Source organism: Sphingomonas sp. GW821-FHT10C01 (genome assembly GCF_059415525.1).
In genome coordinates, this window is record NZ_JBWKNK010000001.1 from 1478617 (window position 1) to 1492652 (window position 14036).

Below are 14036 nucleotides of genomic sequence, written 5' to 3' on the forward strand. Positions count from 1 at the left end.
TATAGCCGATGACCACAGGCTCGTAACATACCACGATTTTGAAAATCAACGGATTGACGCATTGCAGGGCGGCCATATGCTGACCGGAAACTGCAAAATGCGTCGCGTATGATGCGACCGGCGGCAGCGGGAGAGAGCGATGGACGGCACGACTCAACCCGCGGTAGCGCCGCGGGCGCGACGGATCAGCAACCGATCGATGCTGGCCTATGGCTTCGGCGCGGTCGCCTATGGCGTGAAGGACGCCGGGTTCCAGACCTTTCTGCTGCTATTCTACAATCAGGTGATCGGGCTGCCCGCGGTGCAGGTCGGCGCGGCGATCATGGCCGCTCTGATCCTGGATGCGATGATCGACCCGGCGATCGGCGCTGCATCGGATCGGACGCGCAGCCGCTGGGGGCGGCGGCATCCGTGGATGTACGCGTCGGCGATCCCGATCGCACTCGGCTGGTTGTTGCTGTGGAACCCGCCTGAACTGCCGCAGGCCGCGATGCTGGGCTGGGTATTCGCGACCGCCGTGGTCGTGCGAACCGCAGTGTCGGCCTATGAAGTCCCCTCGGTCGCGCTGACGCCGGAGCTGACGGCGGACTATGACGAGCGGACGCGGATCATGGCCTATCGCTATCTGTTCGGTTGGGCGGGCGGCCTGGCGATGCTGGTCGCGGCCTACACCTTGTTCCTGGTGCCGGGCGAGGGCCAACCCAACGGGCTACTCAACCGTGAGGGCTATGGCCTGTTCGCGGCGGTGGGCGCGGCGGCGATGGCCGGGGCGATCCTGATCTCCGCGCTGGGCACGCATCACGAGATTGCGCGGCTGCCGCGGCCCGAGATCGAGAAGACGACGCTCAAGGAAACGTTCGGCGAGCTGATCGAGACGGTGCGGAACCGCGCCTTTGCGCTGCTGATGATTGCCGGGTTGTGTGCCTATTCGGCGCAGGGGATCAGCTTCGCGCTGTCCAACTATCTCTACACCTTTGTCTGGCTGTTCCCGCTCTCCGCCTTCATGGCGCTTGGCGCGGTGCTGTTCGCGGGGGTGCTGCTGGCGTTCTTCATTGCGCCGCGGCTGGCGCGGCGCTGGGGCAAGCGCAAGGCGGCAGCATTCTTCATGACGCTGGCCCCAGTCCTGCTCGGCCTGCCATATTGGCTGAGGCTGGCTGACGTCTTCCCACCGCCGGGCGATCCGGCGATGCTGCCGATGCTGTTCGGGATCTTCATCGTCAACACGACCTGTAGCGTCTCCGCGTTCATGCTCGGTGGATCGATGATGGCGGACGTGGTCGAGCAGTCGCAGGCGGAGACCGGGCGCCGGTCGGAGGGGGTGTTCTTCGCCGGATCCTTCTTCGTCCAGAAATGCACCAGCGGTATCGGCATCGGACTTGCCGGGCTGATCCTGTGGGTTGCGGGGTTCCCCGACGGTGCGAAGCCGGGGCAGGTGCCGGTGGAGACCGTCGATCGGCTGACCATGGTCTTCACGCTCTGTTACCTCGCGCTCGGCTGGAGCGCGGCGTGGTTCTATTCGCGGTTCCCATTCGGCAAGGCCGAGCATGAGGCGCGGCTTGCGGCCAGCGCCTGATCTGGAATGCCCGCCAGGTTTCCCCGGCGGGCACCTTCCTCCCCAGGAAGTCGCGCTTCAGCCGAGACGGCCGAGGCGGTGATAGAGGTTGGCGAACTGGACCGAGCGGGGGTCGTCGGCGATTTTCCGCGTGTAATCGGCGACCGCTTCCTTGAGCAACGCGAAGTCGGCGGTCGAGAAGACTGGGCGGGCGCTGGCGGGTTCGGGCGTCTTCATGAGGCTTCTCCTGTAAATTTCTCTGCATCCTGTGTGACTCGTGATTGTCAAAGTTGACAGAGTTTCCAGGTTTTTCTCGTGGTCACGCTGTGATTGACACATGACAGGCGATCCGAAACATTGTAAAAAATTGACAAGATCGTTTGTTCGCCTCTTGTGGCGAACATGACAGGAACGGGGCGTGTAGGAAAATGGCGGAGCGCAAGCTGTTCGCGGGGCATGCGGTACGACGGCTGCGGCGTGCGCAGGCACTGACCCAGGCGGCGATGGCGGAGATGCTGGGTGTCTCGGCGAGCTACCTCAACCTGGTCGAGCGCAACCAGCGGCCGCTGTCGGCGACCTTGCTGCTGGGCCTTGCGCAGACCTTCGACTTTGATCCGCGCGCGCTGGCGGCGGGCGAGCCCGGCGGGGGCGAGGAGGCGATGCGGCGGCGGCTGGCTGATCCGCTGTTCGCCGATATCGAGATCGACCGTGCGGAACTGACCGAATGGCTGGCGGGTGCGCCGGGCGGGGCGGAGGCGTTCGCGCGCGCCTATGATCGGATCGGGATTGGCGGCGCGGGTGCGGCGATGCCGGGCGAGGGCGAGGACCCTGGCATGGCGGTGCGGCGCGAGGTCGAGCGCTGGCGCAACCATTTCGCCGATCTTGACGCCGCGGCGGAGACGCTGGCCGACGAACTGCGCATCGCATCGAGCGATCCATTCGGGGCGATGGCCGAGCGGCTGCGCGTCAAGCACCAGCTGTCGATTCGGGTGCTGCCGATCGAGGTTCTATCTGGCCTGCGTGTGCGGTTGGACCTGCATGCGCGGCAATTGCAGCTGTCCGAAGCGCTCGATCCGCCTAGCCGGGTGTTCGCGCTGGCCAAGCAATTGGCGGGGGAGGCACGCGCCGAGATCGACGCCCTGGTACGCGGTGCGGGCTTCGCCGACCGGGTGGCCGAGCGGCTCTATCGCCGCCATCTGGTGAGCTATTTCGCGGCGGCGGTGATGATGCCGTACGCCCGCTTCCTGCGCGCGTGTGAGGCGACGGGCTATGATCTGGAGCTGCTACGGCGGCGTTTCGGCGCGAGTGCGGAGCAGGTGGCACACCGGCTGACGACGTTGCAGCGGGTGGGCGCGCGCGGGCTTCCCTTCTTCATGCTGCGGATAGACCGGGCGGGGCAGGTGTCGAAGCGTTTCGCGGGTGCGAGTGGATCGCCGTTGGTGGAATCGTCGGTGCCGTGTCCGCTGCTCGATGCCTATGCCGCCTTCCAGCGCGCCGATGAGCGCGTGGTGCAGCTGGTCGAGCTGGAGGACGGGTCGCGCTGGTTTACCTCGTCGCGTTGCGTGTCGCCGCCGGGCGGCTGGGCCGGGGCGGTGAAGGCGCGGTTCGTGGTGACGTTGGGGCTGGCGGCGGATGCGGCGCGGGGCCTGGCGGCGGCGCGCGGGTTGGACTTTGGCGGCGAGGCCACGCCGGTGGGGCTGGGCTGTCGGGCCTGCACGCGCGAATGCCCACAGCGCAGCGCGGCGCCGGCGGGGCGGGCGATGCTGGTCAATGAGCGCGAGGCGGGGGTGTCGCCGTTCGGCTTTGCGGGGGACTGAGAGGCTGATTTCCTAGCTCAGCATGCGCTTGCCGATCTCGGCCACGAAGCGATCGAGATCGGTGGTTCCGGCATTGCTCAGGATGATGACCGTGAGGTCGCTGTCGAGGAACCGGTAGAGTTGGCTCCGCGTGCCCATGATCTGGCCCGGACGTTTGGCGACGCGGTAGGCCTTCCCATCGACCTTGGTGTCGTACACCCAGAGGCCGAGGCCGTAACGGTCGAGTCCGGGGGTGAGCATCTGGTCCAGCATCGGCCGGCCGATCAGCTTGCCGCCGAACAGCGCATTGGAGAAGCGCAGCAGGTCCTCGACGGTCGAATAGAGTGCGCCGGCGGCGTACCAGTTTTCCGGATAGACGGGCATGTCGTGTTGCAGCGTGCGGCGATCGGCGCCCGGTGAATAGGCTTCGGCGAGCTGCCGTACGATAGTCTGATGCCGCATTGTTCCGCTGTGATGCATGCCCAAAGGAGTCAGGATGCGCTCGCTGAGCACCGCATCGAACGACTTGCCGTAAGCCTGCTCGATGATCTTGCCGAGAATGATGTAGTCGGCATTGTTGTAGTCGAAGACCTTGCCAGGTTCCGCGACCAATGGGTCGCTACAAAATTTCCGGAGCAGATCGTCGCTGCTGTAAGGGGTCTGATAGAGCGGTAGCCGATTGTGCCGGGCGGCGTCGTTGATCTGCGCTCCGATCGCCTGCTGCTCATCCTCGATATTGGGGATGGTGTCGATATTCGGTAGCCCGGAAGTGTGGTTGAGCAACTGGCGGATCGTCACCTTCGACCCTGCCTCTCCCCGGTAATCAGGGAGATAGATGCCAAAGCTGCGGTCGAGATCCAGCCGGCGCTGTTCAGCCAGCTGAAGGATGAGCGCCGAGGTGAAAACCTTTGTGATCGAGGCGGCCCAATAGGCCGTCTGGTTCGAGTTCGGAACGGCGTGCGCGCGATTGGCGAGACCGAAGCTGCGTTCGAAGACCAGGCGTCCGCGCTTCTGCACCAGGATCGTACCGCTGAAGTCATGCTCGACTGCGTAGGCGACGATGAAATCCGCGGATGATCGCTCGCTCGCGCGCGTGGCGATGAAGGGCGACGCCTGACTTGCGAGAGCGACCGGCGCAAGCGGGAGGGACAGGCCGATGAGCGCCATCAGCAATGACAATGAAGGGCGCACTCGAACTCCTGCGGCGATGGTCGATGTGATGGTGACACGATTTCGCGGACGCGCAACGGCAGTGTTCGTGCCTAAGCCCAGCACATCCGGTCGCGTCCCTCGCGCTTCGCGCGATAGAGGGCAGCGTCGGCGCGGGTGACCAGGGTGTTGAAACGCTCGCGGCCGGCAAGCGTGGTGCCGCCCATGCTGAGCGTCAGGAAGCCGTCGGGGGCTGCGGCGTGGGGGATGGCGAGGCGGTGAATGCGGGCGAGCAGGCCGTCGAAGCGTGCGCGTGCGGCATCGGGCGTGGCGCCGTAGAGCAGGACGCAGAATTCCTCACCGCCAAGACGCGCGGCGATGTCGAGCGGGTGGCCGAGATCGGCGGACAGCGCGTGCGCGACCTGTTGGAGCGCGAGGTCGCCCGCGCCATGACCGTAGCTGTCGTTGAAGCGCTTGAAATGATCGACATCGACGATCGCCAGCGCGACGGCGGTGCCCTGTTGCGCGGCAAGATGCACCATCCGCTCGGCATGGGCGAACAGGCTGCGGCGATTGGCGAGGCCGGTCAGGGGATCGGTATGTGCCTGTCTGTCGAGGATCGCGGTGAGCAGGAACTGGCGGCGCTGGGAATGCTCTCGCAGATAGCCGCCCATCGCTGCGACCGGCACCGCCAGCATCAGCATCGCGACGATCTGGGCACGATGCTCCAACTCGTGCCTGGTATCGAAGACGAGTAGGGCGATGGCGGAGATCAAGGCGACGATCAGCGCCGCCGCGAGCGCGCGGCGGAAGGTGAGGCCGAGCGGGAGGAAGGCGGCCATCACGACGACGATCTGCGCACTGTCGGCGGCGAACAGCCCCTTGTTGTGGACCACTACGGCGGTGACGGCGATGGCGGTGCCCATCGCGGTGTACATCGCCCAGGAGAGGCGCGCATAGTCGCCGTGCCCCCTGCGGATGACCACCGCGCCGATGGCAAGCAGCGCGAGCGCCGACCAGCGCGCGCCGAGCCAGAGCCAGATCTGGGCGTCGAAATTGCCCCACGCACCGAGGACGGACAGTCGGTGGAAATCGAGCATGGCGAAGGCGAACCAGACGCACGCACCGACGGCCGCGCAGATCGCGGCGGGGGAGCGTTCGGTCTCGATCAGCTTGCGGCGATATTCGGTCTCGATCTCTGGCTCGAACCGCAACCGCCGGAACCCACGGCGCAGTTGCTGCGCGTAGCGGTCCCCCGGCTTGCTGCTGAATTCGTTCGACTGGAACATTCCGAGTGCCGCGTTTCCCGCTTGTGAGCCAGATGGCGGCACCGCGTGCCGTCAATAGCGGTTGGCAGGTAAAGGTTGGGAATGCGTCAACGCGCGCGTCGGATTGGGTAGCCGGATCAGCGTCGCCACCAGCCGAGCAGCCGCTGTCGGCGATGGCGGGCATCATGCCGCAGGGTACGGCGCGCGCGGGCACGGTGGAGGGCGCTGGTGGCGAAGGTCATGATGACCGCGGCAAGCGCGATCACGACCGCATAGGCGATCATCTGGCGGGGATCGATAGCGTGTCTCCGGCGGGTAAGCGGGAGCGCGCAATGTCTCTCAGCCAACGGTGCTTACGAAAGAAGGTCCGCTGATGCCCCAATCCTATCAGGCGGGGTGCGGCCGGGCCAGCGAAAGCGCGGGTGGTCTAGCCGAGGATCTCGCGGGCGGCGGCGAAGGCGATCGCGGCGGCGTGGGTGTCCGCCGCGCTGCGGCGACGGGTGCGAGGCCGGTAGGGCGCGTCGCGGAGGGTCAGCTTGGAGAAGGGGCGTTCGATATGCTTGTAATTGAAGTTCACGTAGATTCCTGTTGAGAAAGATGTTGCTGCTCGCGCTTGGCGCGGGCGCGGTCGACGCCTTCTTGCCGTTCGGCCATTTCGAGCCAGGCGGCTTCGGCGCGAAGGCAGCGCTCACGGACATTGTCCAGCGTTGCGGCATCGGCATCGGCGCGCGCACGCGCGGCGTGCTCGCGATAGGGGACTTGCGCCATCTTGGGCTCCCTTGCGGTAAGCCGCGTGCGGCACATGGCCGCACGCGGATCACGGATTATTCGGCGTGCTGGATGTTGACCGCGGCCATCTTGCCGCGGCGATCCTCTTCGAGGTCGTAGGTGACGCGCTGGTTCTGGTTCAGCGTGGCCATGCCCGAACGCTCGACCGCCGAGATATGGACAAAGGCGTCGTTGCCGCCGCCATCCGGGGCGATGAAGCCAAAGCCCTTGTCGGGGTTGAAGAATTTGACGGTGCCGGTGATGCTCATGATATTTCCTTCTTGTTGAGGGCGAACCGAGTGCCGGACTCGCCCGGTGCCGCGGCTGCAGAAAGAAGGAAGAAGGGGCCGCAAAGCTCCGAGAACCGTCGATTTGCGACTAAAGCAGGGTGCATATGGGGTGCCGAACGCCGATTGTAAGGGGCGGCTTGGAAAAGGCGTCGAAACAAGTGCGTCGGCGGGAGGACAACAGGTTCCGCGCAGCCGAAGCGGGGCCGGTGATGAGGGAGAATCCGCGATGGGACTATGGCAATCCATCTGCATTGTAGCGCTTGTGGTATCGGCGCCGGTCGTGGCTGCGCCACGCGAGCAAGACCCACTCGTCGGAACATGGATCGTCGAGCGTTTCGTCGATCAACCCGAAGGTTCGGCGGTGCGCCATCCCTTTGGCGAGCGGCCGCGTGGGATCTTCATCTTCACCCCGGACGGCCATTTCTCATTCAGCGTCATGCACGAAACGGCAGACAAGGCGTTCGCGTCCACGCCGATCTGGTACGTCTCTTATTTCGGCACCTATCGCTACGATCCCGCTGGCCCGAGCTGGACGGCGCGCGTCACCGGCGGGAACATCCCAGACTATATCGGAACCGAGCAAATGCGCCGGTTCCGCATCGATGGCGACCGGCTTACGATCACCGCGACCAGTGAGGAAAATGGGCGCACGGTCCATGGTGAACGCGTGCTGCGGCGCGCTGGTTCGGATCAGAACAGACGGGTGAGCAGGTAGAAGAGCGCGCCGACCGCCGCCGAGGCGGGGATGGTGATGAACCAGGCCCAGATGACGTTGCGCGCGACGCCCCAACGCACCGCCGATGCGCGGCGGGCGGTGCCCGCGCCGATGATGCTGCCGGTGATGGTGTGGGTGGTCGAGACCGGGATGCCGAGCAGTGAGGCGGTGAACACCATGATCGATCCACCCATCGAGGCGCTGAACCCCTGGTGCTGCGACAGCTTGGTGATGCGGCTGCCCATCGTCTCGATAATCTTCCACCCGCCCGACAGCGTGCCAAGCGCGATCGCGATGTAGCAGGCGATGGCGACCCAGTGCGGGACGTGGAACTCGCCGGAGAGGTAGCCGGTCGAGTAGAGCAGGACGGTGATGATCCCCATCGTCTTCTGCGCGTCGTTGAGGCCGTGGCTGACCGAATAGGCGGCCGAAGAGATGAGGTGGAGGACGCGGAAGCTCTTCTCCGCCGTGCGATTGGTGGCGCGGGCGAAGGCCCAGCTTGAGATCAGCATGATCAGCATCGCCAGCAGCATGCCGAGCAGGGGGGAGAGGACGATGGCGATGAGCGTCTTGTTGAGGCCGCTCCACTCGATCCCGCTGACCCCGGCATGCGCGACACCGGCGCCGACGATGCCGCCGACCAGCGCGTGGCTGGACGAGGACGGGATGCCCTTGATCCAGGTGACCACGTTCCAGAACATCGCCCCGATCAGCGCGCCGAACACGACGCCCGGCGTGACCAGATCCTTGTCGATGATCCCCTTGCCGATCGTTTCGGCGACCTTGTGCAACTCGGGCCAGGCAAGCGTCAGGAAATAGGCGGCGAAGTTGAAGAACGCTGCGAAGGCGACGGCCTGTACCGGGCCGAGCAGCCGGGTCGCGACCACGGTGGCGATCGAATTGGCGGCGTCGTGCAGGCCATTCAGAAAGTCGAACGCCAGCGCGACGATGATCAGGCCGACGAGGAGCGGAAAGGCGAGTTCGTGCATGGGTCAGCGCGATCAGGCGTGGTCGATGACGATGCCGTCGATCTCGTTCGCGACGTCCTCGAGCGCGTCGGTGATGCGTTCGAGATGCTTGTAGATTTCGCGCGCGACGATGAACTTCATGGGATCGCTTTCGCCATAGGCCTTGAACGCGCGCTTGATGCCGGCGTCGTGGATGTCGTCGGCATGGCCCTCCATGCGGACGAGGCGCTCGGTCAGCTCGTGCAGGCGGACGCCGTTCTTTGCCACATCGCGCAGCAGCGGCATTGCCTCCGCGGTCAGCCGTGCGGCGTCGACGATGATCGCGGCCATGTCGCGCATTTCCTGCTCGAACTCGGTGACCTCGTACAGGTCGACCGCGGCGGCGGCGGCCTGCATCTCGTCCACCGCATCGTCCATCGCGCCGATCAGGCTGGTGATCGCGCTGCGGTCGAACGGGGTGAGGAAGGTCTTGCGCACCGTCTGAAGCACTTCGCGGATGATGTTGTCGGCATCATGCTCGCGCTCCATGATCTCGCGGATATGGTCGGCGGGCGAGCCGCCGCCCTGGAACAGGCGGGCCAGCGCGTCGGCGGCAGCGGTGATCGTCACCGCATGCGCCTCGAACAGCTCGAAGAAATTGCCGGTCTTGGGAAGCAGGCGCTGGAACCAGGCGAACATGTCGGAAACCCTTGATTTGTGGGCGGCGGCGGCAAGCACGCCGGTGCGGCGCGCGGCCGCGTTGAATTCGGATGCACCGAAGCTGCGGATCAGATCGGCAAGATCGGGCTCGTCCACCGCGTTGGCCGCTTCGGCGAGGGTGAACCAGCGGCGCTCGCGCTGATGCTGTTCCTTCCACTTGGGCAGCTCATGCGTGACGGCGAGCGGGAAGACGTCGACATCGACCATCAGCGAGGCACCGTTGCCGCGGGTCTTGCGATAGCGGAACGACCCAAGCGGGGTGGGGCAGGCGGCGCCATGGACGCCGGCTTCCTCCTCCGCCTCACGCGCGGCACAGGCATGTGGGACCGAGCCGGCGGTCGCGGCATTGCCCTTCGGGATCACCCAGCGGCCGGTGCCGCGTGACGTGACCAGCAGGATGCGCACGGGCGCATCGATGGCGGTCCCTTCGGAACGGTACGGCAAGGCGGCGATTTGACGAATGATGGCGGCTCCCCGCGCGCCGATGCCCGATTTCGTCGAATGTTACAATGTTGTGACGTTTATATGACGTCAAAGCCTGTGGATGGCGCCAAGGCGTGGCGGTGCTGCGGCAACGTTACGACCGTAGGGATTGACACACTTTTGCGACAAATAGGTGAGAGAAGCTTGCCTTTCCTTGCTCTGTCTTCATAGCGCGTACCCCCATGCGAACGATTCTCATCCTTGCCGCTTCGGCTGCCCTGCTTTCTGCCTGTGGCGGCGGCGATGCCGCGCTCAAGAAAGGACGCGAGGCGCCGCTGGTGACGCTGGCGGCGGTGCAGCCCGCACGCTTTGTCGAACGGATCGATGCCGTGGGCACCGCGCGTGCGAACGAGCAGGTGACGCTGACCGCGCCGGTGACGCAGCGGATTGTTCGCCTCAATTTCGATGACGGCGCCTTTGTGGCGCGCGGGCAGGTGATCGCGGTGCTGGAAGCGGGAACGCAGAATGCCCAACTCGCCCAGGCACAGGCCCGATCGCGCGAGGCGCATCAGCAGCTCGAACGGCTCGAGGCGCTGAAGGCGCGCGGGTTCGCGACGCGCAGCGCGGTGGATTCGCAGGTGGCGTTGGCCGGGCAGGCCAATGCCCAGGCGGCGGAGGCGCGCGCCGGGATCAACGACCGCGTCGTGCGCGCGCCGTTCGGCGGCTGGGTGTCACTGCGCAACATCTCCGCCGGCGCGGTGGTGACGGCGGGGACCGAGATCGTGACGGTGAGCGACGTCAGTCGCATCAAGCTCGACTTCCCGGTGCCCGAGACGCTGCTGGCGCAGTTGAAGCCTGGCCAGACGATCGTCGCGGTCGCCGCAGCCTATCCCGACCAGCCGTTTCGCGGGACGGTGGATACGATCGATCCGGTGCTCAATCCGCAAACCCGCGCCGCGACGGTGCGCGCGGTGCTGGCGAATGGCGACCGCAAGCTGAAGCCCGGCATGCTGCTGACCGTGACGATCGAGTCGGCGGCACGTACCGCACCCGCCGTCCCCGAGCTGGCATTGGTGGGCGACGGCGAGAACCGCTTCGTCTTCATGGTGGAGAACGGCAAGGCAAAGCGAATTCCGGTCCGCACCGGGCTGCGCCAGAACGGCATGGTCGAGATCGTCGAGGGCCTGAGCGCCGGCCAGCGCGTTGTGACCGAAGGCGTCGTCAAGATCGCTGACGGGCAGGCGGTCCGCACCGGCGGCCCGGGCAATGCCAAGGGCGCAGAGAGTCCCAAGGCCGGTAACAAGGCGAGCTGATGCTGCTTTCCGACGTCTCGGTCCGGCGGCCTGTCTTCGCTGCCGTCCTGTCGATCCTGCTGACGATCGTCGGCGTGGTCGCGTTCCTGAGCCTGTCGGTTCGCGAATATCCCGATACCGACCCGCCCATCGTGTCTGTCGAGACCATCTATACCGGCGCGGCGGCCAGCGTGGTCGAGGCGCGGATCACCCAGCCGATCGAGGAAGCGCTGTCGGGCATCGAGGGGATCCAGACGATCACGTCCCGCTCGCGCGACGGTTCGGCGGATATCTCGATCGAGTTCCGCCCGGGCCGCGACATCGATTCTGCTGCCAACGATGTGCGCGACCGTGTCGGCAGCGTGACCGAGGATTTGCCCGAAGAGGCGCTGGCGCCCGAAGTGCGCAAGGTCGATGCCGATTCCAACCCGATCCTGTTCCTGGTCGTCTCGCGTCCGGGCTGGTCGCGGCTTGAGCTCAGCGACTATGTCGACCGCAATCTGGTCGACCGGTTCAGCACGATCGACGGCGTCGCGCGGGTGTTCATCGGTGGACAGGCGCGTCCGTCGATGCGCGTGTGGCTCGACGCCAACAAGCTTGCCGCGTTCCAGCTGACCCCGTCGGATGTCGAAGGCGCGCTGCGCACCCAGAATGTCGAGCTGCCCGCCGGCCGCATCGAATCGCAGCAGCAGAACCTGACGCTGCGCGTCAGCCGGCCCTTTGGCTCGGCGGAGAGCTTTACCCGGCTGGTCGTGGGGCGCGGTCCCGACGGATATCAGGTCAAGCTGGGCGATATCGCCAGGGTCGAGGAGGGGGCAGAGAATCCCTACACCACCTTCCGCATGAACGGGCAGTCGGCGGTGGGCATGGGCATCGTCCGCCAGTCGGGCGCGAACACGCTGGCGGTGGCGAAGGCGGCGAAGGAGACCGCGGCAGCGCTCGATCTGCCCGAGGGGATGACGATCACCGTCGGCTCCGACGATTCGCTGTTCATTGCCCGCGCGATCGACGGCGTGTGGCACACGCTGGCCGAGGCCGCGGCGTTGGTGGTGCTGGTGATCTTCCTGTTCCTGGGATCGTGGCGGGCTACGCTGATCCCGGCGGTGACCGTGCCGATCTGTCTGCTCGGCGCGTTCGCGGTGCTGTGGATGTTCGGATTCTCGATCAACCTGCTGACCTTGCTTGCGCTGGTGCTGGCGATCGGCCTGGTCGTCGACGACGCGATCGTGGTGCTCGAGAATGTCTATCACCGCATCGAGGAAGGTGAGCCGCCTTTGGTGGCCGCGTTCAAGGGCACGCGGCAGGTGGGCTTTGCTGTCGTCTCGACAACGCTGGTGGTGTGCGCGGTGTTCGTGCCGATCTGTTTCCTGGCCGGCCAGACCGGGTTGCTCTTCCGCGAACTGGCGGTGGCGATGATCGGGGCGGTGGCCTTTTCGGGCTTCCTCGCGCTCAGCCTGACGCCGATGCTGTGTTCGAAGATGTTGCGCAAGCAGAAGCGCGGCCGCTTCACCGGATGGGTCGATGACAAGTTCCAGAAGCTTGAGAATTTCTACGGCCGCTGGCTCGACCGGGCGATCACCAAGCCGCTGATCCCGATGATCGGCGTGCTGCTGTTCCTGGGCGTCGCGATCGGCGGCTTCCTGACGCTTCAGTCCGAACTTGCGCCCGCCGAGGATCAGGGCGTCGCGCAGGTGCAGGTGAGTGCACCCGAGGGCACCGGTTTCGACCAGATGGATCGCTACGTCACCCAGACGCAGGAGAAGCTGCTGCCGATGCTCAATGAGGGCACGGTACGCACGGTGATCAGTCGCGTGCCGGGCGGGTTCGGCGCGAGCGACGATTTCAACAGCGGTATGTTCATCGTCTTCCTGAAGCCGTGGGAGGACCGCGAGAAGACGACCCAGCAGGTCGCGCAGGAGATCAATCGCATCCTAGCCAACGAGCCGGCGATCCGCGGCAACGCGCAGGTGCGATCGGCACTGGGACGTGGGCGCGGTCAGCCGATCGGCTTCGTGCTGGCGGGCACGACCTATGAGGATCTGGCCAAGGCGCGCGACCGCATCCTGGCCGCGGCGGCACAGAATCCTGGGATCATCAACCTCGATTCCGATTACAAGGAAACCAAGCCGCAGCTGCGGATCGACGTGGATACCGCGCGCGCGGGCGATCTGGGCGTGTCGGTCAATGATGTCAGCCAGGCGCTGCAGACCTTGCTCGGCTCGCGGCGCGTGTCGACCTATGTCGATCGCGGCGAGGAATATCGCGTGATCGTGCAGGCGGACGCGGCGGGCCGCGCGACTCTGGACAATCTCAGGACGATTCAAGTGCGCGCGCGCGACGGCTCGCTGGTACCGCTGTCGAACCTGGTCACCACGCGTGAGGTTTCCGGCCCGCGCGATCTGGGCCGCTACAACAAGCTACGGGCGATCACTTTGTCGGGCGCGGTTGCGCCGGGGTACTCGCTGGGCGAGGCGCTGACCTTCCTGCAGGAACAGGCGGCGGCGTCGCCCGAGGTGATCGCGGTGGGTTATCGCGGCGAGAGCCAGGCATTTGTCGAGACCGGGAGTTCGATCCTGCTCGTCTTCGGCCTGACCATCCTGATCGTCTATCTGGTGCTGGCCGCGCAGTTCGAGAGCTTCGTCCATCCGGGCGTGATCATCATGACCGTGCCGCTCGCGGTCGCGGGCGGGATGCTGGGGCTGGCGGTGATGGGCAAGACGCTCAACCTCTACAGTCAGGTCGGCATCGTCATGCTGGTGGGGCTTGCCGCCAAGAACGGCATCCTGATCGTCGAGTTCGCCAACCAGCTGCGCGACGAGGGCAAGAGCATCGCCGAGGCGATCCGCATGGCCTCGGCGCGCCGCCTGCGCGCGATCCTGATGACCTCGATCGCGACCGCGGCGGGCGCGGTGCCGTTGATGATCGCGAGCGGCGCGGGCGCGGCGGCGCGCCAGGCGATCGGCGTGGTCATCGTGTTCGGCGTGATCCTGGCAACGATGATCACCCTGTTCCTCATCCCGATCCTCTACAGCAGGCTTGCGAAATGGACCGGCTCGCCCCAAGCAGTCAGCCGTGAGCTGGAAGCGGCGATGGGAGAGCCGGAGCCGGCGGAATAG

At 65.9% G+C, this 14036-nt stretch carries 14 protein-coding genes; 5 read left to right on the forward strand and 9 right to left on the reverse strand.

The genetic code is table 11. The features are described 5' to 3' along the window. Nucleotides 1–139 precede the first annotated feature (139 nt). Entirely contained in the window at nt 140–1573 is a 1434-nt protein-coding gene (locus AC07M1_RS07290; protein ID WP_495161885.1) for an MFS transporter, read from the forward strand. A gap of 57 nt (nt 1574–1630) precedes the next feature. Here the strand turns inward: AC07M1_RS07290 and AC07M1_RS07295 are convergent, their stop codons facing one another. Beyond that, entirely contained in the window at nt 1631–1789 is a 159-nt protein-coding gene (locus tag AC07M1_RS07295; protein ID WP_164513740.1) for a hypothetical protein, read from the reverse strand. Nucleotides 1790–1980: 191 nt separating this feature from the next. Here AC07M1_RS07295 and AC07M1_RS07300 point away from each other — a divergent pair, with 191 nt between their 5' ends. Further along, the gene (locus AC07M1_RS07300; RefSeq protein WP_495161886.1) at nt 1981–3369 is read left to right on the forward strand and encodes a helix-turn-helix domain-containing protein; all 1389 of its coding nucleotides are present in this window, start codon (nt 1981–1983) and stop codon (nt 3367–3369) included. A gap of 12 nt (nt 3370–3381) precedes the next feature. Here AC07M1_RS07300 and AC07M1_RS07305 read toward each other — a convergent pair whose 3' ends face one another. The 6 genes from AC07M1_RS07305 to AC07M1_RS07330 form a co-directional block, all read right to left on the reverse strand. After that, nucleotides 3382–4539, reverse strand: a complete 1158-nt coding sequence (locus AC07M1_RS07305; protein ID WP_495161887.1) for a serine hydrolase domain-containing protein — start codon at nt 4537–4539, stop codon at nt 3382–3384. A 71-nt stretch (nt 4540–4610) separates the two neighbouring features. Continuing rightward, nucleotides 4611–5786, reverse strand: coding sequence for a GGDEF domain-containing protein (locus tag AC07M1_RS07310; protein WP_495161888.1), 1176 nt, complete (start codon nt 5784–5786; stop codon nt 4611–4613). 116 nt (nt 5787–5902) lie between these two features. Beyond that, the gene (locus tag AC07M1_RS07315; RefSeq protein ID WP_495161889.1) at nt 5903–6049 is read right to left on the reverse strand and encodes a hypothetical protein; all 147 of its coding nucleotides are present in this window, start codon (nt 6047–6049) and stop codon (nt 5903–5905) included. A gap of 143 nt (nt 6050–6192) precedes the next feature. Beyond that, nucleotides 6193–6342, reverse strand: a complete 150-nt coding sequence (locus AC07M1_RS07320; protein ID WP_495161890.1) for a hypothetical protein — start codon at nt 6340–6342, stop codon at nt 6193–6195. Continuing rightward, on the reverse strand, nt 6339–6533 hold the full coding sequence (locus tag AC07M1_RS07325) for a hypothetical protein (protein WP_495161891.1): 195 nt from the start codon (nt 6531–6533) through the stop codon (nt 6339–6341). Before AC07M1_RS07325 ends, AC07M1_RS07320 begins: the two co-directional genes overlap by 4 nt. Before the next feature lie 56 nt (nt 6534–6589). After that, nucleotides 6590–6802 carry a cold-shock protein gene (locus tag AC07M1_RS07330; RefSeq protein ID WP_495161892.1) on the reverse strand — a complete coding sequence of 71 codons (213 nt, stop codon included), beginning with the start codon at nt 6800–6802 and terminating at the stop codon, nt 6590–6592. A gap of 301 nt (nt 6803–7103) precedes the next feature. Here AC07M1_RS07330 and AC07M1_RS07335 point away from each other — a divergent pair, with 301 nt between their 5' ends. Beyond that, nucleotides 7104–7538 (forward strand): lipocalin-like domain-containing protein, encoded by a 435-nt coding sequence (locus AC07M1_RS07335; protein WP_495161893.1) that lies wholly within the window; start codon nt 7104–7106, stop codon nt 7536–7538. Here the strand turns inward: AC07M1_RS07335 and AC07M1_RS07340 are convergent. Together AC07M1_RS07340 and AC07M1_RS07345 are read right to left on the reverse strand one after the other, a co-directional pair. Next, nucleotides 7514–8527, reverse strand: coding sequence for an inorganic phosphate transporter (locus AC07M1_RS07340; RefSeq protein ID WP_495161894.1), 1014 nt, complete (start codon nt 8525–8527; stop codon nt 7514–7516). The two genes, AC07M1_RS07335 and AC07M1_RS07340, sit on opposite strands and share 25 nt — an antisense overlap. 12 nt (nt 8528–8539) lie before the next feature. After that, a complete protein-coding gene (locus AC07M1_RS07345; RefSeq protein ID WP_495161895.1) occupies nt 8540–9649 on the reverse strand; it encodes a DUF47 family protein in 1110 nt (369 codons plus the stop codon). Nucleotides 9650–9870: 221 nt separating this feature from the next. Between AC07M1_RS07345 and AC07M1_RS07350 the strand changes: the two genes are divergently transcribed. After that, entirely contained in the window at nt 9871–10941 is a 1071-nt protein-coding gene (locus AC07M1_RS07350; protein ID WP_495161896.1) for an efflux RND transporter periplasmic adaptor subunit, read from the forward strand. After that, on the forward strand, nt 10941–14036 hold the full coding sequence (locus tag AC07M1_RS07355) for an efflux RND transporter permease subunit (RefSeq protein ID WP_495161897.1): 3096 nt from the start codon (nt 10941–10943) through the stop codon (nt 14034–14036). The genes AC07M1_RS07350 and AC07M1_RS07355 overlap by 1 nt, the downstream gene beginning before the upstream one ends.

Bases quoted from the DNA above. Each gene is read 5' to 3' on its own strand.
- AC07M1_RS07340 (WP_495161894.1), bottom strand. From the start codon at position 8,527: ATGCACGAACTCGCCTTTCCGCTCCTCGTCGGCCTGATCATCGTCGCG.
- AC07M1_RS07330 (WP_495161892.1), bottom strand. From the start codon at position 6,802: ATGAGCATCACCGGCACCGTCAAATTCTTCAACCCCGACAAGGGCTTT.
- AC07M1_RS07290 (WP_495161885.1), top strand. From the start codon at position 140: ATGGACGGCACGACTCAACCCGCGGTAGCGCCGCGGGCGCGACGGATC.
- AC07M1_RS07355 (WP_495161897.1), top strand. From the start codon at position 10,941: ATGCTGCTTTCCGACGTCTCGGTCCGGCGGCCTGTCTTCGCTGCCGTC.
- AC07M1_RS07310 (WP_495161888.1), bottom strand. From the start codon at position 5,786: ATGTTCCAGTCGAACGAATTCAGCAGCAAGCCGGGGGACCGCTACGCG.
- AC07M1_RS07325 (WP_495161891.1), bottom strand. From the start codon at position 6,533: ATGGCGCAAGTCCCCTATCGCGAGCACGCCGCGCGTGCGCGCGCCGAT.
- AC07M1_RS07295 (WP_164513740.1), bottom strand. From the start codon at position 1,789: ATGAAGACGCCCGAACCCGCCAGCGCCCGCCCAGTCTTCTCGACCGCC.
- AC07M1_RS07300 (WP_495161886.1), top strand. From the start codon at position 1,981: ATGGCGGAGCGCAAGCTGTTCGCGGGGCATGCGGTACGACGGCTGCGG.
- AC07M1_RS07350 (WP_495161896.1), top strand. From the start codon at position 9,871: ATGCGAACGATTCTCATCCTTGCCGCTTCGGCTGCCCTGCTTTCTGCC.
- AC07M1_RS07315 (WP_495161889.1), bottom strand. From the start codon at position 6,049: ATGATCGCCTATGCGGTCGTGATCGCGCTTGCCGCGGTCATCATGACC.